This is a genomic window from Hymenobacter cellulosilyticus, assembly GCF_022919215.1.
Lineage (GTDB): Bacteria > Bacteroidota > Bacteroidia > Cytophagales > Hymenobacteraceae > Hymenobacter > Hymenobacter cellulosilyticus.
This window is the reverse complement of the sequence record NZ_CP095046.1, coordinates 1,043,198-1,061,723: the sequence shown is the minus strand read 5'-3', so window position 1 is coordinate 1,061,723 and position 18,526 is coordinate 1,043,198. Positions and strand designations below refer to the sequence as shown.

Sequence of the window (18,526 nt, the reverse complement as noted above, 5' to 3'; positions counted from 1 at the left end):
TGACGGCCCCGGCTTTTCGCGCTTGGCAGCTGCTGAACGTCTTAGAGGTTCTCGAAAATTCGCGTCAAGCTTACAGCCTCGCCGATGTAGGCGCGCAGCTCCGAAATCGGCATGCGGGTCTGCTCGCGGGAGTCGCGGTGACGCACGGTTACGGTTTCGTCCTCCAGGGTCTGGTGGTCGACGGCAATGCAGAAGGGCGTGCCAATGAGGTCCTGGCGGGTGTAGCGCGTGCCGATGGAGTCCTTTTCCTCCACCACCAGGCGGAAGTCGTGGCGCAGGCTGTTGTAGATTTCGTTGGCCTTCTCGGGCAGACCGTCCTTTTTCACCAGTGGGAAAATGGCGGCCTTCACCGGGGCCACGGCCGGGTGCAGGCGCAGCAGCTTGCGGGTTTTGGTTTTCTGCTCCTCCCCTTCGCCTTCCACAATGGTTTCTTCCTGGTAGGCCTGGCAGAGCGTAGCCAAAAACAGCCGGTCGGCGCCCACCGAGGTTTCCACCACGTAAGGCACGTAGTTGCCGTAGGGCTTGCCAGTCTCAGGGTTTACGTCGTTGTCGAAGTAGTTCTGCTTTTTACGGCTGTACTGCTGGTGCTGGGTCAAGTCAAAGTCGGAGCGGGAGTGTATGCCCTCGATTTCCTTGAAGCCGAAGGGAAACTCGTACTCGATATCCACGGCGGCCTTGGCGTAGTGGGCCAGCTTCTCGTGGTCGTGGAAGCGGAGCTTGTCGGCGGGCAGCCCCATTACTTCGTGCCAGCGGCGGCGGGCGGCTTTCCAGTGCTGGTACCACTCCTCCTCGGTGCCAGGGCGCACGAAGAATTGCATTTCCATCTGCTCAAACTCCCGCATGCGGAAGATGAACTGCCGAGCCACAATTTCGTTGCGGAAGGCCTTGCCGATCTGGGCAATGCCAAACGGCACCTTCTGGCGGGCCGACTTCTGCACGTTCAGGAAGTTGACGAAGATGCCCTGGGCCGTTTCGGGACGCAGGTAGATTTCGTTCGAGCCCTCGGCCACGGCGCCCATCTGGGTCGAGAACATCAGGTTGAACTGGCGCACGTCGGTCCAGTTGCCGGTCTTGCTGATCGGGCACAGGATTTTCTCGTCGATGATGAGCTGCTTGACGCCGGCCAGATCCTCGGCCGTGAGCAGGCGGCCCATTTCGGCCAGCAGGGTTTCGGCCCGGGCTATTTCGCCGTTCTTCTCGTACTCGGCGGCTTTTTCTTCGAGCAGCACGTCGGCGCGGTAGCGCTTCTTGCTGTCGAGGTTGTCAATCATGGGGTCCGAGAAGCCGTCGACGTGGCCGGAGGCTTTCCAGGTGGTCGGGTGCATGAAGATGGCCGCATCGATGCCCACCACGTTCTGGTTGAGCTGGGTCATGGCCTTCCACCACAGCTGCTTCAGGTTGTTCTTCAGCTCTACGCCGTTGGGGCCATAGTCATACACGGCAGCCAGGCCGTCGTAGATTTCGGAGGAGGGGAACACGAAGCCGTATTCCTTGGCGTGCGACACGATTTCGGCCAAAGTGCCTTCAGCGGTATTGGCGGCCGTTTTCTGCGGGGCGTTGCTCATATTCAGGTACTCTGATACAGTAGAAGTGGGCAAAAGTAGCAGAAACCACCGGAGCCGCGGTAGAATGCACCTTGGGAAAAGCCAGTATTTTCTACCCTTCGCCCTCTCTGCCGGCTTCTACCTCAGCAGATTACCCCGGTGCCCAACCCCGAATCGGTTCCTGCGTTAAGCGCAAGCAAACGGGCGTTGTACCATTTTGGCGTAACAATTTCATAATCTTGCCCCGCCTAAAGGTCCCTCTACCTTTGGAACGATGAAAACCGATTTCCCATTAATTCCCCTTTTATGTTTGGCTTAGAGCCTCATGTGCTTCTGCTGCTAATCACCTGTCTGGTAGCAGCTTGCGCCTTCGAATTTGTCAATGGCTTTCACGACACGGCCAACGCCGTGGCTACCGTGATTTACACCAACGCCCTGCGGCCCTGGGTGGCGGTAGTGTGGTCGGGCTTCTGGAACTTCATCGGTGTACTTACCGGTGGTATTGCGGTGGCCATGGGCATTGTGTACCTGCTGCCCGTGGAAAGCCTCGTCGATCAGAACGTGTACCACAGCATTGCTATGGTGGGCGCCTTGATTGTGGCGGCCATCATCTGGAACCTGGGCACCTGGTACTACGGCCTGCCCTCGTCCTCCTCGCACGCCCTGATTGGCTCCATCCTGGGCGTGGGCATTGCCTTCTCCCTGCTGCCCGACTCTAACAGCTCGGCCGTAAACTGGAGCAAGGCCCTGGAAACCGGTGCCTCCCTGCTGATCAGCCCGATCTTCGGCTTTTCGCTGACCATCATCATGATGTTCCTGCTGAAGCGTTTCGTGCGGACCAAATCCATCTTCCGGGAGCCCCACAAGCGTAAGCCACCACCCATCTGGATTCGCCTGATCCTGATTGCGACCTGCACCCTGGTAAGCTACTTCCACGGTTCCAACGACGGACAGAAAGGTGTGGGCCTGATCATGCTCATCCTGATTGGAATCGTACCCACGCACTTTGCCCTCAACCAGAAGCTCAACCCGCTCGACATGCGCGAGTCGCTGAACAACGTGGAGCTGGTAATGGGCAAGCTCAACGCCGGAACCATGAGCCAGGCCGACCGCCAGTTGCTGACCGACATCCGGACCCAGACCAACACGCTCGACCAGATCTTCGCCGGCAAAACCGACGTGAAGCAGCTGCCCCAGGCTACCCGCTTCGAGATTCGCAAAGCCATCCTGCTGATCCACAACAAATCCAAGAAACTCGTGTCGAGCGAGAAAGTGCCGCTGAGCACCGCCGACCGTAAAGTCTTTGATTCGAGCATTGCCCAGATGCGCACCTTTACCGACTACGCCCCTGGGAAGTGTCCTTGATGGTAGCCCTGTCGTTGGGTATCGGCACCATGATCGGCTGGAAGCGCATCGTGAAAACCATCGGGGAGCGGATTGGCAAGGAGCACCTGACCTACGCCCAGGGTGCTTCCTCCGAGCTGGTAGCAGCCGCCATGATTGGCGTGAATACCCAGTTTGGCCTGCCGGTTTCGACCACCCACGTACTGTCGTCGGCTATTGCCGGTTCGATGGTGGCCAACCGCGGCATCAAGAACCTGAATCCGCAGATGGTGCGCAACATTGCTCTGGCCTGGGTGCTCACCCTGCCCGTTACGATGTTCCTCTCGGGAGGCCTGTTCCTCTTGTTCCGGGCCATCCTGTAAAGCGAGGTTTCCTCGGAATACACAAAAAAAGCCGACCCATTGCGGGTCGGCTTTTTTATTGCCGGAAGTTTTTGTAAGGACCGTGCCAGCTATTAGAATTAGCCAAACGGCCTGCGTTTATCCACTAAAACGACGGGTTATTAGCGACTTATCAACTTATCAACACTAAAAAGCCCGAATTTTGTGGATAACTCTGGCTCTAGCTGGGCCATTGCACCTCTAAGTCGTCGCTGATAAACACGCCGAAATTGACGAACTGCAGCTGGTCCTCATCAAAGTAAAGGTCAATCATTTCCTTCTCGTAGGACAGGCGGGTTTCGCCGGTATCCATGCGCTCTACTTCGGTCGACTCGAGGCCGTTCTGGCGCATGAGCTCCTGAATTTCGTCTACGGACTTACCGTGGATGGGTTGGCCAAAAATGCGCAGGCCGGGGTGGTCGGTTTCGATGCAGCTCAGGCGGTAGTCGTCTTCCCGGTCGAAGTACAGGGAGTAGCCTTCCTCCAGGTAATTCCAGGCCTGGTGCTCAAACTCGTCGTCGTCCTCCGACTCTTCAATTTCCTCCGGCTCGCCCATCAGGGCCCGAACCTCGTCCTGGGTGGCGCCGAACTTAAGCGGGCCCATGCCGGTGCCCAGGATGATTTCGTTTTCCTCGGTGCTGCTGTGTTGGGGTTGGATGGTCTGCATAGCGAATTGGTTTCGGTGGTTGGATGAATTCTGGTGCGTTTCGGAATTCGGATTTAAAGGTAGGTATTCGGGCTTCACTTGCCGTAGCGGGCCTCGAATTCGGCCTTCTGCCGCACGTAGTCGGGGTGAACCTTGGCCTGGTCCCACTTGGCCTTGAAAATAGCCGCAGCGGCCGCCTTTTCGGGGTCCTCGGGGGAGCGGGGCAGCTCGGCGCGGCCGTGGGCTCCGCTCTGCCCCTTCTTATCGTCGGGCACGGGTCCGTCGTACTTCTTGCCGCCGCGGTGGTTAGCGTAGCGCCGGGCCCGGGTAAAGCCCATCTGAATGAACTTGCGGGCCATGTCGGCTCCTATAAAGTCTTCGGCTTTTAGATAGTCCAGAAACAGCTGGTAAATCTGCTCCGACGACTCCTGCGCTACCTCCGGGGTACGAAAGCGCCAGTGCGGCAGTATCTCCGACTTATAGGGCTCCACCAGCAATACGCCCTGCTCGCCTTTGCCCACGCGGTACAACTCCGGATGCCGACGAAAATCGGTGGTCTTGAAGTCGAGCGTGTAATCGAAAGGCATGAGCAGGAGCGGGGCGGGTGGAAGCATTGTATACGGGCAAAGCCACGTTCGGGACCAGCTTTCGTGGTTTTCCACACCTGAGGCTGTGGAAAAGTGCACAACTTCGGAAGGTTATCCACTCAAGCTCAATTACTTCCCGGACCTGACCTAGCCTTTTAGCGGGCTCAGTGCATCGTTAAGTCGCCAGCTCATCTTCATGAAGGTAAAATCGGAGGCGAAGTCGGCAGGAGGGGAGTGGTACTCCCCAAGTTCCGGTTGGTGTAATGTATTAGGCAGCCCAGCCGGCCAGCAATAGGTTTGCTCACCCTCCCGGCCCCAGCCTCCTTCTCACTTGGCTGAACGGCCCGTGTACTTGGACTTGGCTTGCCCGACTACGCCAGGACAGAGCTTTTCATTTTTTGAAAGCGGGCCGAGCTTATCCACAGGGTTAATAACTTTTGAATTAAATTTTTTAAAAGATTTCTCTTTGTCTCCACTCGTTGGGGGTGTTCATAAGTGGATAAGAAAATATAGTTATACACAGAGCTGATAACTTGTGTACAAGATTGGGTTTATACACCGTCTATCAACAGGGTGTGTGGATAGTAAATTCTATGATATCAATGGGTTATGAGATTTATTCACAATCAACAGCGTTATCCACGAATCCACAATTCACAGGTTTTGCCCAGTGTGGATTAGGGTATTTTCCGGGGATAGTTATCCACCGTTATCCACGTCGGCAATGTGGAAAGCGCCCTCTGTGCTGGACTGTGCCCGGGCAAAAAAACTTTTCCGCAACTTCTCCACGGGTTATCCCCAGGTATCCCCAGTATTATCCACAGATTAACCCACTTCTGCCCTGCCGAGTGGAAAATGCTCCGTGAAGCTGTGGAAAAAATTGTGGAAAGCACGTAGTCGCCTGATTCTGAAAGCGCCCAATGTGGATAGCTCAAATCGGTAGCTTCCCGCGGTTTCCTATATAGGGAAACCCATTAGCCATCAGCCCTTCACACCCCTTACGCCATATTGGCTCGGTCTGAGGTCTGAACCGGCTACCACAGGCTTCTCTCTTGCCTCGGCTAAAGGCGTACAGCCCCGCCCAGACTAGCCGGGAGCAGGCACGAAAAAGCCCCGACTGCAGCTGCAGCCGGGGCCTGTCATCAACGGACTAAACGAGGCCGGAAACTAGAAAACCAGTTTTATATCCTCCATTTCCCAGTTGGCCCGCACCTGTAGCTGCTGGGGCGCTAAGTACACGGGCTCGGCTGGAACTAAGAAGTTAGGGTCGCCGCCGCGCCAGTTGCCATCGTTGTCGGCATCAATAAGCACACGCAGACGATAGGGGCCGGGCGCCAGATTGTCGAAGCGAAAGGTCTTTTTGGGACTCTCCAGAAGCGCTACAATCTGGTTGGTGCCATCCAGCAACTGGAGCTGAAACCGCGCATATTTGGTCTGGATGGTGCCTGCCACGCTGCCCACCGGCGACTGGTCGGTGACGGGCAGACGCACGGGTTTAAGACCCAGGCGCTGCTCGGTGATGGACGTGACGGCCGTCGAGTCCAGGATAATGCTGATGGTCTTCTTAGCCTTGGTATTCAGGTTAACCGTGAGCTGGGTCCGGTCGGGGCTGAGGGTAGCTTCCTGGGGCACCCGAATCGGCTTGCGGGAAGTAGAGTCTTCCAGCAGGGTACCGATGGGCTGCTTGGTAAGAGGCCTTAGCGGCTCGGCAAACTGAAACTTGACCTGCCCCTGCCGGTACACGTCGCGGGGAGCACCGACCACGGCATACTGGGGCGCCCGGCGGGCTGCACCCGTAATGGTGCCGGGAAACTTGACGTTGATGGTATCCTGTCCGGTATTGCCCACGCTGTCGGCGGTAGCCAGCAGGTAGCGCCCCTCGGCAATGGCGGCCGTCCGGAACAGCGTGACGCTCCGCCCCCGCTCACTAACCAGCAAAGCCTCGTTTAGCGCGGCAGGCGCGGGAGTCGCCGGAGTCGCCGGAGTTGCACCCAGGGGTAGCAGACGAGCCTGGGTCAGGCCTTCATTAAAGGAAATTTTGAACTGAGTAGGCGTGCCTTGCTGGCTGGAAATGATAGGCCGGCGCGCATCAGGGCGCACCAGCACCAGCCGCAGCGAATCGAGGCCGGGGCGCACCGTAATGGGCTCGGGTAGGTAGGCTATCTGCTCCCCTTCCTCGTAGCGTCCCGTGTTGTTTTTGTCGTCTAAGGCAAAGAGGCGGTAGCGGCCGGTCTTGAGACTGTTGAGGGCAAAGGCACCCGACTTGTCGGTGCGCGTCATGTAGTAAGGCTTGCCGCGCCGGATGGTCATGGTATCCGTTTCGGGATACAGCATCACGGGTACTTCGGCGGCGGCGGCTCCGCTCAAGAGTTGAATTACATTGCCCCGCACCGAGCCTGAGTCGAGGCGGGCGCCGGTGCTGAACGTGACCTGCACGTCCTGGGCCGGCAGGTTTTCGGTGATATCAGTAACAGACGCCCCAAAGTTGAAGGTGTACGTGGTATTGGCCTGCAAAGGCTTTTCGAACTCCAGGGCAATGGCGCTGCGCTCTTCCCGCACCCGGTACTTGTTGTCGTCGCCCAGCACCGGTGCCACAATCAGGTTCTTGGCCAGGTCCTTCAACTGAATCGACTCGGAGAACTCCAAGCGGACGACTTGCTGGCGCACGTTGACGGAGCCGTTGGCCGGGGAAGTGCCGGTAAGCTTGGGGGGCGTCACGTCGCGGGGGCCGCCCTGCGGCGAGCTTACGGCCGCACATCCACTCACAATGGCACTGGCGGAAAGCAGAACAAGCAGGTTAGCGCGAACGGACATTATAGAGCAAAAGGGTGGTAACGGTAAGAAAAGCAATGGCCCCGAGAATGCGCAAACTAACGGCGCGCGTAGGCTTGTCGTCGGCGGGCAGCAGCACGACCGGCGCGGTAGAAACCGAGTTGGGCGCCAGCACCTTGCGGGCCGTGTCGGGCAGCAGGACCAAGTGAGCGGAAACCGAAGCTATTGGCAGCAAAGGCTTTGGCCCCTCCCCTACCCTGCCGGCTCCGGCGAGGCGGCTCATCAGGAGCCCACCCAAAACCAGCCACAGCCGCAGTGCCCGCATGGCTCTAGCGTTTGTGGGCTACGTAGATAACGCTCGAGTACAGGCCTTCGTGTTCCTCGGCGTACTTATTGGATTTGTAGCCGGCCTTGAGCACGTTCATCAGCCCGCCGCCCGCTCGGCCCGGTGCTTCTCGCTGAGCATGCTCACGTAGTAAGCATCCAGGGGCATGGGCAGGGTTTCGGGTACCGTGAGCTTGTGCTTTTTGAGCAGCAGCTTCATGGTTTTGGGGCTGAAGTGGTAGAGGTGCCGGGGCACGTCGTAGGCGGCCCAGTCCTGGCGGTAATGCTGGGCATCAAGGCTGTCCACGTTGGGCACGGCAATGATGAGCACACCGTCGGGCTTGAGCAGGCGCACGAGCTGCTGCAGCGTTTCGTTCAGGTTGTGCACGTGCTCCAGCACGTGCCAGAGCGTAATGGCGTCGAAAGAAGCCGACTCAAACGTGACCAGGCTTTCGTTGCCGATAGGCTGCCCTACCCGCTCAGAGGCTTCCTGCTGGGCGCGGGCGTTGGGCTCAACACCGGCTACCTGCCAGCCGCCGGAGCGGGCCGCCGCCAGAAAATGTCCCGTGCCGCAGCCGTAGTCCAGGAGCTTGCCCTTGCGCGGAGCCAGCTTATTAACCAGGGCCACCTTGCGGCGCATGGTAAAAAACCGGGCGACTTTGTACGCCTGGTTGATAACGCCGGTGGCAGTGCTGTTGTGCGAAACGTAGTCGTCCGACTCGTAGTAGCGCCCGATGGCCTCGATGCCGGGCCGTGGGTTGGTAAACTGGAAGGTGCAGTTTTCGCACTGCACGATGGCAAAGCTTTCCTTGCTCACCGACTTATCTTCTACTACCAGTTTGTTGCGAAACTCGCTTTTGCCACAAACCGGGCAATTATCCAGACGTTCGTACGACACGCTTTTCTTGAATTAAGAAGTAAGAGCTCAGAACCCAGAACTCAGAAGTCAGTTGGAGCGCCAAAAAGCTTCTCCGTTGCTAACTTCTGAGTTCTGAGCATTGAGTTCTCAATTATCGGCCAAGGTACACCATCAGCACCGAAACGTCGGCCGGCGACACTCCGCTGATGCGCGAGGCCTGACCCAGGGTTTCGGGCTGCACCTTGAGCAGCTTCTCCCGGGCCTCGTGCGAGAGGGCCGGCATCTGCTTATAGTCGAGGCGACCCTGAATCACGAAGTTTTCCAGCTCGGCCACGCGGGCGGCCTGTTGGTTTTCCTTCTCGATGTAGGACTCGTACTTAATAGCAATAATGGCCTGTTCCAGGCTGTCGGGCTGGTACTGACCAAGGGCCAAGGTGAGGGCGGGCAAGGTGCTGGTCAAGTGTTCCAGCTCCACGTTGGGCCGGCGTAGCAGGTTCACGGCGCGGGTTTTCTCGTGGATGGTGGCCGAGCCCAGCTCTTCCAGCAAACCGTTGATTTCCGAAGGCTCGATGCTGAAATTCTTGAGCAGCTTTACTACTTCGGCCGTTTCCTGCTGCTTGCGCTGCACCCGCTCCATCCGCTCATCCGAGGCCAGACCCAGGGCGTGGCCCAGGGGCGTCAGGCGCAGGTCGGCGTTGTCCTGGCGCAGCAAGATGCGGTACTCGGCCCGGGAGGTAAACATGCGGTAGGGCTCGTCGGTACCCTTGTTCACGAGGTCGTCGATGAGCACGCCGATGTAGGCCTCACTCCGCTTCAGGATGAAAGGCTCCCGGCCGTGTACCTTGTTGTGGGCATTGATACCGGCCATCAGGCCCTGGCAGGCGGCTTCCTCATAGCCCGTCGTGCCGTTGATCTGGCCGGCGAAGTAGAGGTTCTTCACCCGCTTGGTTTCCAGGGTCAGGTTGAGCTGGGTCGGCGGGAAGAAGTCGTACTCAATGGCGTAGCCGGGGCGGAACATCTTGGCATTCTCGAAGCCCGCAATTTTGCGCAGGGCCCGGTACTGCACGTCTTCCGGCAACGAACTGCTGAAGCCGTTGATGTACATTTCTACGGTGCTGCTGCCCTCGGGCTCCACGAAGATCTGGTGGCGGTCCTTGTCGGCAAAGCGGTTGATTTTGTCTTCTACACTCGGGCAGTAGCGCGGCCCCAGGCCCTTGATGCGGCCCTGGAACATGGGCGACTTCTCGAACCCCTCGCGCAGAATGTCGTGCACCTCCTGGTTGGTATAGGTGATGTAGCAGGGGCGCTGCTTGACCAGAGCGGGCGTATCGAGGTAGCTGAACTTGCTGGGCACCTCGTCGCCGGCCTGCTCTTCCATTTTGGAATAGTCCAGGCTGCGACCGTCCACGCGGGGCGGGGTGCCGGTTTTCATGCGGCCCGTTTCGAAGCCCAGCTCCAGGAGCTGCTCGGTGATGCCGGTGCTTTTCTTCTCAGCGGCGCGGCCCCCGCCGAAGTTTTTCTCGCCGATGTGAATCAGGCCGTTGAGGAAGGTGCCATTAGTCAGCACCACCGACTTGCCCCGAAACTCGATGCCGAGCTGAGTTTTGACGCCCACCACCGTGTCGTTTTCTACCACGATGCCCGTCACCGATTCCTGCCAGAAGTCTACGTTCGGGGTTTGCTCCAGCGTGTTGCGCCACTCCTCGGCAAAGCGCATCCGGTCCGACTGCGCCCGGGGCTCCACATGGCGGGGCCTTTCGAGCGGTTCAGCATCCGGAACTGAATCATCGTCTTGTCGGTGATAATGCCCGACTGCCCGCCCAGCGCATCCACTTCCCGCACGATCTGGCCCTTGGCCACCCCACCCATGGCCGGATTGCACGACATCTGGGCAATGGTGTTCATGTTCATCGTGACCAGCAGGACCTTGGAGCCCAGGTTGGCCGCGGCAGCTGCCGCTTCACAACCAGCGTGGCCGGCACCTACTACAATAACATCGTACTCTTCTTGCTGAAACATGGACCGCGGATTTTAGACGGATTCGACGGATGGCGCGGATTGCAGACGACGGAGGGTTAAACCCAGTGGTTTAACTCTAGCCCCAATGCGCTGGCCGTTGGAGGCAAACAGTAACCGGTTAAGGGAAAGTTCGCACTTCTTTCGAACAGCAGGCACCCACCATCGGGCCGGTGCTTTATTCAAGGGAATCAACTGCGGATGCCGGGGCAACACGCTCAAAACGTGCGCAAAGATACGCACTCAGCTGCTTTTCTGCGCGGTGAGCTTGCTCAGGCCTCGTCGAAGCTGCTCAACTCGTCGTCCTGCCAATCACTAAGCAAATCAGCGGATTGGCGGGCCACGGTTTCCCAGGAGAAAGGCTCCCACCGGCTGCGGCGGGCATCGAAGACTTCCGTAGCGGCCGGGCAAGGGAACAGCTTGTAGTCGAACTTGGGGAAGCCGTGGGCAATGTAGCCGGGGTAATAGTAGCGGTGGTGCAGCTCCCGGGCGTGCTCAATTTTGCGCAGCATCAGGTATTTGCCCAAACTGAACTTGCGGTACTCGGGGTGGTAGAAGTTCATGATGCCGGCCAAGCTGCGGGCGCCGCAGTCGAAAATACCGGCCGCCACCAGCCGCTCCCCGTCCCGAATTTCAAAGACTTCGGTCGTAAATACATTATGCGTAGCTCCGGCCAGCAAAAACGACTCCACCGTGGGCGGCGCATCGAAGCTGATGGAGCCGCGGTAGGCAGCGTACAATTCCTCTAGTTCATCGGTTAGCTGAAATGGCCGCCGCCGCACCGTAAACCGTTCCCCCAGGCGCAGCAGCCGGCGCTGCTCGGGGCCGTACTGCACCTCACCTAATGCAATGCGCAGCCAGTGGACCGTATAAAAGCCGCCCTCAATGGGCAGAAAGCGGCAGGTAAACAGGTCCTGATGCATCCGGTAATAGCCCTGGCTCAGGTAAAAGTCCAGCGCCTCGCCGGGGATAATCAGGTTGTGAGCCGAAGAAGCGGACATAGCGTAAGGCAGAGAGTAAAGCCTAAGTCTGGCTGGCCAAGGATAAGCAGCCAACTGATGAATAAACAAAAAACGCCTGCATTGCTGCGGGCGTCTTTACGAAAATAACGGTAAACCTGACTTCTAGAAAGCGCGCAGCGAAAGGCAGTAATCCTCCTTCTTACGCATGGCCGTCTGGCTCAGCAGGTCTTTGTCGGCGTAGCCCAGCAGGTGCAGCACGCCGTGAATCATAACGCGGTGCAGCTCGTCGTGGAACGTGACACCTAGCTGCTGAGCATTCTCCCGCACCCGGTCGACGCTAATGAAAATGTCGCCCTCGATGATATCGGCATCGTCGGCGTTATCGAAGGTGATGACGTCGGTATACGTGTCGTGGTCGAGGTACTCGACGTTGACGCGGTGCAGATACTCGTCGGAACAGAAAATATACGTCAGCTGCACGATTTTATGCTCGTGCACCTCGGCAATCTTCTCCACCCAGGAAGTCAGCGCCTCGGCCTCAGCCAGTTCGAAGTCAACGTCTTCGACCAGGAACTCGATGCCATGCGACTCGTGCGACTCCTCGGGAAGGCCCGCATTCATTTCATTTTCCGTGCCGGGAGGGTGCTGGTTCATGCCGCGTTTTCGGAAGATACGGTGTCGGTGGCGGAAGACTCGTCGGTTTCGGCCGGCGTGAGCATAAAGGTCAGCTGCACGTTGCGGCCGTCTTTGGTGAACTCCACCTCATCGGCCAGGTGGCGAATGAGGAAGATGCCGCGGCCCCCGGGGTTCTCCAGGTTTTCGGGCGCGGTGGGGTCCAGCAAGTCGGTGTAGTCGAACCCTTCGCCTTCGTCCTCCACCTCAAACTTCACCCGGTCCTTGTCGACATACAGGGACAAGTACACGTTGCGGTCCTTGTCGAACTTGTTGCCGTGACGAATGGCATTGTTCACGGCCTCCGTAACGGCGACCATGATGTTGCCATAGATATCATCTTCGATGTGAAACGTATCCTTCGAGTTGTCGATAAAGCTTTCTACGACGCGGATATTTTCGACGAGCGAAGGAATCTGAATTTTAACCTGTTTCATAGGTATGTAAAAGGGAGCAGGGCGGTAAAATTAGCGGAACACTATTTCATTTTCTGAAAATATTCACTTACCTCCCGCTGATAGTAAGGCGTGAGGGCCGGTGGAACACTCCGTAGCAGCTCCGTTTGGCGGTTTTTCTGCTGCTTATATTTATCAAAAGCAGGGGGAAACACCGGTGGGCGGTTCTGAGCAGTCTGCGCTTCACGCTTGTCATCCTGGTCCCGCTCCCGAGCCGATTTCTCGACTTCCAGCAAACGGGTCATGATTTGACGCTGACGCAAAATGGTTTGCTCCGTTAGCCGCTTGTTTACGAGGTCGGTTTCGGTTTGTTCCATTAATTTCTTCACGTCGCCGGTGCCGCCTGCGCCGGCCTGGCCTTTGCCTTGCTTGCTGCCTTGCTGCAACTTATCCAGCTCTTTGAGGGCTTCACGGAGCATTTGCTGTTGAGCTGCGAGTTTAGCCAAATCTTCCGACAAAGCCCGACCGGTTTTGCCGCTCTGCTGCAGCTGCTGAATCTGCTGGTTGAGCTGCTGCTGCATCTTGCCTAGTCCACCCTCGCCAGGCGAGTTGCCTTTCTTCTTCTTTTTACCGCCGGGCTTGCCCCCGCTCTGCTGGCTTTGCTGCCCCTCGCGCTGCTCCTGCTGCATCTGCTGCAGGGCGTCATTGAGCATCAGCGCCAGGTTGTTCATGCTAGTCATGGCCAGCTGCTGGCTGCTGGTAGCCCGGCCCACGTTGCGCTGCCGGATCTGGTTCAGCGACTCGTCCATCTGCCCATTCATTTCCCCTACTTCCCGGGTTACGAACGACTTGATCTGGAAAACCTTCTTGGCCAGGGCATACAAAGAGTCCTGGATGATGGCCGCGTCGTCCTTGAGCTTGCGCTGGTTCTGGCCCAGCTGCACGAAGCGCGGGTCGGTCTGGTCGACGGTGCGGAACTGCTTCATCAGGTTTTCCTGGTCGAAGCTGAGCGTGATGAGGTTGTCGAGAATGTCGCGCAGGTCGTCGATGTTCTGCTGCTGCTGCTCGTCCTGCTCTTCCTCTTGCTGCTGCTTCATCTTCTGGGCCATCTGCTGCATTTTCTGCGCGGCCTGCTTCTGGCTCTGGCTAGCTTTCTTGTTCTGGCTCTTGCTGAGCTGCTCCTGGCTTTCCTGCTGCTGCTGGTCCACGTCCTGCTGGTCCTGCTTCATGTCGTCGGCGCCGTTCTGGTTGTCGAGCTGCTCGTCCATCTTCTTGAGGTCTTCCAGGTCCTTTTTCACGTCCTGAAACTCCTGCTGCTTCTGGGCCTGCTCCTGCTTGAGCTGTTCCTGTTTTTGCTGCTGGTCCTGCTTGGAGTCGCCTTTCTGCTGGTTGTCCTTGTCGTTTTTCTCGGTTTGCTCGGCCAGCTTTTCCTGCTCCTGGGCCAGCTGCTCCAGCTTTTCGGTGGCCTGCTCCATCTTCTGCTCAAACTGCAGTTGCTTGAACATCTCCAGGGCGCGCTCCAGCTCTTTCTGCAGGGTGTTTTCCTTGTTTTCGAGCTGCTGCAGCATCTTTTGAAGCTGGGCGTCGGGCGTTTTCTGCTCTTCCAGCAGCTTCTTGAGCTGGTCGTAGAGCTTCTTGGTTTCGGGGTCGAGCAAAGAGTCCATCAGCTTCTTGAGCTCCTCGGCCTTGTCGCGCAGCTCCTCGCTCTTGGGGTCCATCTGGTCCTGCTTCTGGGTCAGCTCCTCGAACATCTTCTTCATGTCGGCCAGCTGCTGATCCATCTGCTCTTTTTGCTGGAGCATGTCCTGGAGCTGCTTTTTGTCCTGGAAGTTGAGGTTGCGCTTGGTCTTGAGCTTGTCCTCGGTCTTGGCCATTTCCCGCTCCAGCTTCTTCGACTTCTCGGCGGCCTGGCTCAGCTGGTTCTGCACCGACTGCGACTGGGCGTTCATCTGCTCCCGCAGCTCCTTGGTAGAAGGAAGCTTGAACTCGGCCGCCCGCGTCCGGGCCGATTTTGGGCCGTGCACGCCGTCGTTGTCCCACACCTGCAGGAAGTATTCCACCCGGTCGCCGGGCTTCAGGTTGAGCGGGGCCAAGTCCCACTGGTAGGCGTAGCTCTGGCTGGGGCCGCTTTGCAGGGCAATAACGCGGGCCTTGTAGTCGCCGTTAGGCCGGGCTTTGGACGTCACGCGGTAGTGGAGCTGCAGGCGGCTCAGGCCGTAGTCATCCCGCACGGCACCGCCCAGGGCCAGGTAGCGCAGGGAAGTCGTGTCGGCAAAGCTCTCCACCGTAATTTCCGGCACGAGGTCCGGAATGGCGGTGATTTGGTACTGAATTGGGTCCCGGTTGAGGCTGGCCGCATTGCGCAGGCGCACGGCGTACTCCTGGCTTTTCAGGATGCGGCGCGAGGTTTCAAACCCCTCGCCCGACTCGGTAGCCGTGACGGTTTCTTGAGGGTTGGTGAACAGCAGCTGCAGCTCGTCGGTGGCGGCAGTACTGAATTCCCAGCGCACGGTGCTGCCCTCGGGCACGGTCAGGTTGCCGGTGTTGCGGATGGTTTCGGCGGGCTTGCCGATGTAGGTCGGGTAGGTAACGTGCACGGCGAAGTCGCGCAGGTTGGGTCTTTCGCGCACCAGCAGGTCGTAATCGTCGGAGGTGAAGCCGGCGGCCGAGAGCTGAAACTCCACGTCGCGCTGCAGCTGCTTGAACTCGTAGGTGTAGCGGTTGCCGCTAGCCTTGGTCAGGCGCCGCTCCCGACCCCCGTACACGATGTTGATTTCGTTGGGAAGGGCCTCGCCTTCCACCGTCACGGCCAGCTCGTAGTTTTCGCCCTTAAAAGCTTTGAGGTCCTTGTTCTCGACGACAAACGTGAACGGGGCGGGCGGGGAGTAAGCGCGGTCGAAGTGGAAAATCCGGTCGGTGCCCTGCACGAAGAGGGCCGGGTACACCAGCAGCAAAAGCAGCATGATACCGGCGGGCACGGCCACGTACTTCCACAGCGGCCGGCTCTGGTTCTTGATGTTGATGCCCTGGGAAAACTCCAAACCGGTGAGCTGGCCTGCACGCTGCTCCAGGCTGGCGGCAATCAGCTCATTTTCCCGGGCCTGACCTTGCAGCTGCAGGGCGTTGAGCAGCTTGTCTTGCACTTGCGGAAACAGCTCACCCACGCGCTGGGCAGCTTGCTCGTCGCTGAGCAGGCGGCGCAGGTTGGTCAGGGCGGCCAAAGGTTGCCAGATCCAGCGCACGAAGGCGTAGACCGTCAGGGCCAAGAAGCCAAATAATAGTCCGCCCGCACCCAGGTGGGCAGATAAAGGAAGTATTCCAGGGTATTGAACACCAGGAAAAGCGTGAGCAGCAGCCCGCCCGCCACCAGCGCGCCGCGCACCAGCAGGTTTAGGTAAAACTTCCGCTTAAAGGCATCCAGTTGCGCCAGAACCTGCTCCAGGGCCGGCGCGTTCGTAGTCGTTACAGGCACAGATTCTTTTTCCAGTCCACTAAAAGAGCCCAAGGCAGGCTCTTCGGAAAGATACGCAATATAGCTGCGGAGGCTGCACGCAGCCCCGCTCACCTAAACGACAACAGCCCAGGGGTAAATTGTTCCGGATGGGCGCGGGCCAGCCGTTTCGGCGCTCCGGCAGGAGGCCCAGACCGGCGAGAGTCCTGGAAGTGCCCCAAAGTTTCTTCCAGGGCTTTGCAGAGCTCTGTAAGGGCTGCCTTGGTTTCTGAGGCACCCTTACAGAGTTCTGGAATGACGTCCCAGGTTTCTAAGTCACCCTTCCAGAGTTCTGGAAAGGCATCCGAAGTTTCTATGGGTGCCGTACAGAAGTCTGCACGGCCCTCCGAAGTTTCTCGGGAGGCTCTACAGAGTTCTGAATGGCGGGCCGGAGTTTTCAGAAGGACCTTCAAGGGTTCTGCGAGGCCGATGGTGGTTTGCCAAGGCTAGATACAGTCCATGAAAAAGCCCGGCCCCAACCTGGAACCGGGCTTTTTCAGCATTGACGGGGAGCCAGAGCCTAGTCGGCTTTCTCCTTCACCTTGGTGCCGTCTTCGTCCTTTTTGAGCTTGCGCTTAGCCTTGCGGCCGTCATCGTCCTTGGTTTTAGACTTGGCCTTTTTCACGTCTTGTCCATCAGCAGCCGGGGTAGCGGGAGCGGCGGTTACGGTGCTGGCGGCCGGTATGACCTTGGTGAGGCGGTTGCCCTCGGCGTCCATTTCCACGATTTCGTAGCCCAACGTAGTAATGCCGGGGTATACCTTGTTCCGGTCGCCGACTACCACGATGTACATATTATCGACGGGCAGGTATTTCTGGGCCGTGGCCTGCACGTCTTCCTTCTTGAGGCTGGTCAGGATGGCGTTTTGCTGCTGCACGAAGTCGGGGGTGAGGTCGTATTCGAGCAGACGGGCCAGGAAGGCGGCCTTCTGCTGACCGGTTTCATACTTCAGCGCGTCGCTCTGGCCTACGGAATTCTTGAGCAGCTGCAGCTCGTCATCAGAAATACCGGTGGTGAAGCCTTTAAGCTCCTTGCCAAACTCGGTTAGGGAAGCCGTGGTGGCATCGGCCCGCACGCCGGCCTGGGCTGTGAACGGACCTACGTAGCGGGTGCCCCGGAAGCCGGAGTACGCGCCGTAGGTGTAGCCTTTTTCCTCGCGCAGGTTGTGGTTGATGCGGCTGGCAAACGAGCCGCCCAGCAGGTAGTTGGCCAGATACGCCCGGTAGTATTCCCCAGTGGCATCATACGGCAAAGCCAGGTAGCCAATACGGATTTCCGACTGAGCAGCATCGGGCTTGTTTACGAAGTAGATGCGGGTTTTGTCGGGTTGCTTGGCGGGGTTGCCGGCGGGCAGCGTCTGGCCCTTACGGCCCCAGTTCTGCAGAAAGCCCAGCTTGTTTACCACGTCTTTCTGCTCTACATCACCCACAATCACTAGGTGCGACAAATCGGGGCCGTAGTAGAGCTGGTAGAACTGCTTCACGTCGTCGAGCGTGATGCTCTGCATCGTGCTGGTGGTGCCGCTCACGGGCACGCTCATAATGTCGCCGGGGCCGTAGAGCAGGGCGTTGTAGGTTTTATCGGCAATGACGGTGGGCTGGGTGCTCTGGTTGGCAATGGCTTCCAGGGCCTGCTTCTTGACGCGGGCAAAGTCGGCGGCATCGAAGCGGGGGCGCAGCAGCATTTCCTCCAGCAAGGCCAGGGTAGCGGGTAGGTTCTTGGTCAGGCTCTGCACGCTCACGGTGGTGTTGTCGGCGCCGGGGCTCACCGTAATGGAGCTGCCGAGGCGGTCCAGGGCGTCGGCCAGCTGCTCGCCGGTGTATTTCTGGGTGCCTTCGTTGAGCATCGTGGCCGTGACGGCCGCCAGACCGGCTTTGCCGGGGTTGACCTGCTCCAGGCGGTGTCCGCCCCGAATGGTGAGCAGCATATTCACGGTGGGCACTTCCGTATTGCGGGTGCCCATTACGCGCAGGCCGTTCGGGAACTGCTGCTGCCACAAAGCCGGCACTTTCACCACGGGGTTGGCTCCGGCACCGGGCAGCTTGCCGCGGTCAAAGGTGTCCTTGGCCTTCACGTAGGTCAGGCCCTTGTACTCGTCGGCTGGCGCTTTGTAGCCTTCCTTGCTGACGGTAAAGTTGTCGGGCTTGGCCGGAGCCACCGGGGCAGCCTTGGGCAGTACGCTCAGTACCACCGCCTTTTTGCCCTTGATATACTGCCCGTACACCCGCTGCACATCGGCCTTGGTCAGGGCCCGCAGGCGCTGAAGCTCCACGGTAATGTAGTTGGGGTTGCCGGTAAACGTCTGGTTGGAAGCCAGGCGGCTCACCTTGCCGCTCACGCTGCTCAGGCTGCTCACCAGGTCCGACTCGCGGCTGGCTTTAAAGCGCTGCAAGTCCTCGTCTTTCACCCCGCGGCGCTCAAACTCGGTCAGGGTCTGGCGCAGGCGAATTTCGAGGCTGTCGAGGCTTTTGCCGGGGAAAGTACGGGCCGCCATGGTAAACTCGCCCCTAGCTCGGCCGTGGGGTGGTAGGCCGT

General features: G+C 58.7%; 14 protein-coding genes and 1 pseudogene. 2 read left to right on the top strand and 13 right to left on the bottom strand.

What is annotated here, in order from left to right:
* Nucleotides 1–41: 41 nt before the first annotated feature.
* Nucleotides 42–1,565, bottom strand: coding sequence for a glycine--tRNA ligase (locus MUN79_RS05270; protein ID WP_244678282.1), 1,524 nt, complete (start codon nt 1,563–1,565; stop codon nt 42–44).
* 306 nt (nt 1,566–1,871) lie between these two features.
* Here MUN79_RS05270 and MUN79_RS05265 point away from each other — a divergent pair, with 306 nt between their 5' ends.
* Together MUN79_RS05265 and MUN79_RS30650 are read left to right on the top strand one after the other, a co-directional pair.
* A complete protein-coding gene (locus tag MUN79_RS05265) occupies nt 1,872–2,909 on the top strand; it encodes an inorganic phosphate transporter (protein WP_311136662.1) in 1,038 nt (345 codons plus the stop codon).
* Nucleotides 2,909–3,250, top strand: a complete 342-nt coding sequence (locus MUN79_RS30650; RefSeq protein ID WP_311136752.1) for an inorganic phosphate transporter — start codon at nt 2,909–2,911, stop codon at nt 3,248–3,250. Before MUN79_RS05265 ends, MUN79_RS30650 begins: the two co-directional genes overlap by 1 nt.
* Before the next feature lie 199 nt (nt 3,251–3,449).
* Here MUN79_RS30650 and MUN79_RS05260 read toward each other — a convergent pair whose 3' ends face one another.
* The 12 genes and pseudogenes from MUN79_RS05260 to MUN79_RS30645 all read right to left on the bottom strand — a co-directional run bounded on the left by MUN79_RS05260 (nt 3,450) and on the right by MUN79_RS30645 (nt 18,485).
* Nucleotides 3,450–3,935 (bottom strand): hypothetical protein, encoded by a 486-nt coding sequence (locus MUN79_RS05260; protein WP_244676721.1) that lies wholly within the window; start codon nt 3,933–3,935, stop codon nt 3,450–3,452.
* Between the two features lie 74 nt (nt 3,936–4,009).
* The gene (locus MUN79_RS05255; protein WP_244676720.1) at nt 4,010–4,528 is read right to left on the bottom strand and encodes a DUF4385 domain-containing protein; all 519 of its coding nucleotides are present in this window, start codon (nt 4,526–4,528) and stop codon (nt 4,010–4,012) included.
* A gap of 1,140 nt (nt 4,529–5,668) precedes the next feature.
* Nucleotides 5,669–7,315 (bottom strand): Ig-like domain-containing domain, encoded by a 1,647-nt coding sequence (locus MUN79_RS05250; protein WP_244676719.1) that lies wholly within the window; start codon nt 7,313–7,315, stop codon nt 5,669–5,671.
* Nucleotides 7,299–7,478, bottom strand: coding sequence for a hypothetical protein (locus MUN79_RS05245; protein WP_244676718.1), 180 nt, complete (start codon nt 7,476–7,478; stop codon nt 7,299–7,301). Before MUN79_RS05245 ends, MUN79_RS05250 begins: the two co-directional genes overlap by 17 nt.
* 219 nt (nt 7,479–7,697) lie before the next feature.
* Nucleotides 7,698–8,495 carry a class I SAM-dependent methyltransferase gene (locus tag MUN79_RS05240; RefSeq protein WP_244676717.1) on the bottom strand — a complete coding sequence of 266 codons (798 nt, stop codon included), beginning with the start codon at nt 8,493–8,495 and terminating at the stop codon, nt 7,698–7,700.
* A 112-nt stretch (nt 8,496–8,607) separates the two neighbouring features.
* Nucleotides 8,608–10,475, bottom strand: a pseudogene (gene mnmG, locus MUN79_RS05235) (tRNA uridine-5-carboxymethylaminomethyl(34) synthesis enzyme MnmG).
* Between the two features lie 269 nt (nt 10,476–10,744).
* Nucleotides 10,745–11,473 carry a GNAT family N-acetyltransferase gene (locus MUN79_RS05230; protein ID WP_244676716.1) on the bottom strand — a complete coding sequence of 243 codons (729 nt, stop codon included), beginning with the start codon at nt 11,471–11,473 and terminating at the stop codon, nt 10,745–10,747.
* Nucleotides 11,474–11,596: 123 nt separating this feature from the next.
* Entirely contained in the window at nt 11,597–12,088 is a 492-nt protein-coding gene (gene ybeY / locus MUN79_RS05225; protein WP_244676715.1) for an rRNA maturation RNase YbeY, read from the bottom strand.
* Nucleotides 12,085–12,543, bottom strand: a complete 459-nt coding sequence (locus tag MUN79_RS05220) for an ATP-binding protein (RefSeq protein WP_100338280.1) — start codon at nt 12,541–12,543, stop codon at nt 12,085–12,087. The genes ybeY and MUN79_RS05220 overlap by 4 nt, the downstream gene beginning before the upstream one ends.
* A gap of 41 nt (nt 12,544–12,584) precedes the next feature.
* Nucleotides 12,585–15,767 carry a DUF4175 family protein gene (locus tag MUN79_RS05215; RefSeq protein ID WP_244676714.1) on the bottom strand — a complete coding sequence of 1,061 codons (3,183 nt, stop codon included), beginning with the start codon at nt 15,765–15,767 and terminating at the stop codon, nt 12,585–12,587.
* Nucleotides 15,758–15,973 carry a hypothetical protein gene (locus MUN79_RS05210; protein ID WP_244676713.1) on the bottom strand — a complete coding sequence of 72 codons (216 nt, stop codon included), beginning with the start codon at nt 15,971–15,973 and terminating at the stop codon, nt 15,758–15,760. Before MUN79_RS05210 ends, MUN79_RS05215 begins: the two co-directional genes overlap by 10 nt.
* A 538-nt stretch (nt 15,974–16,511) precedes the next feature.
* Nucleotides 16,512–18,485: an insulinase family protein gene (locus MUN79_RS30645; protein WP_311136661.1), complete on the bottom strand. Its 1,974-nt coding sequence runs from the start codon at nt 18,483–18,485 to the stop codon at nt 16,512–16,514.
* Nucleotides 18,486–18,526: the final 41 nt, after the last annotated feature.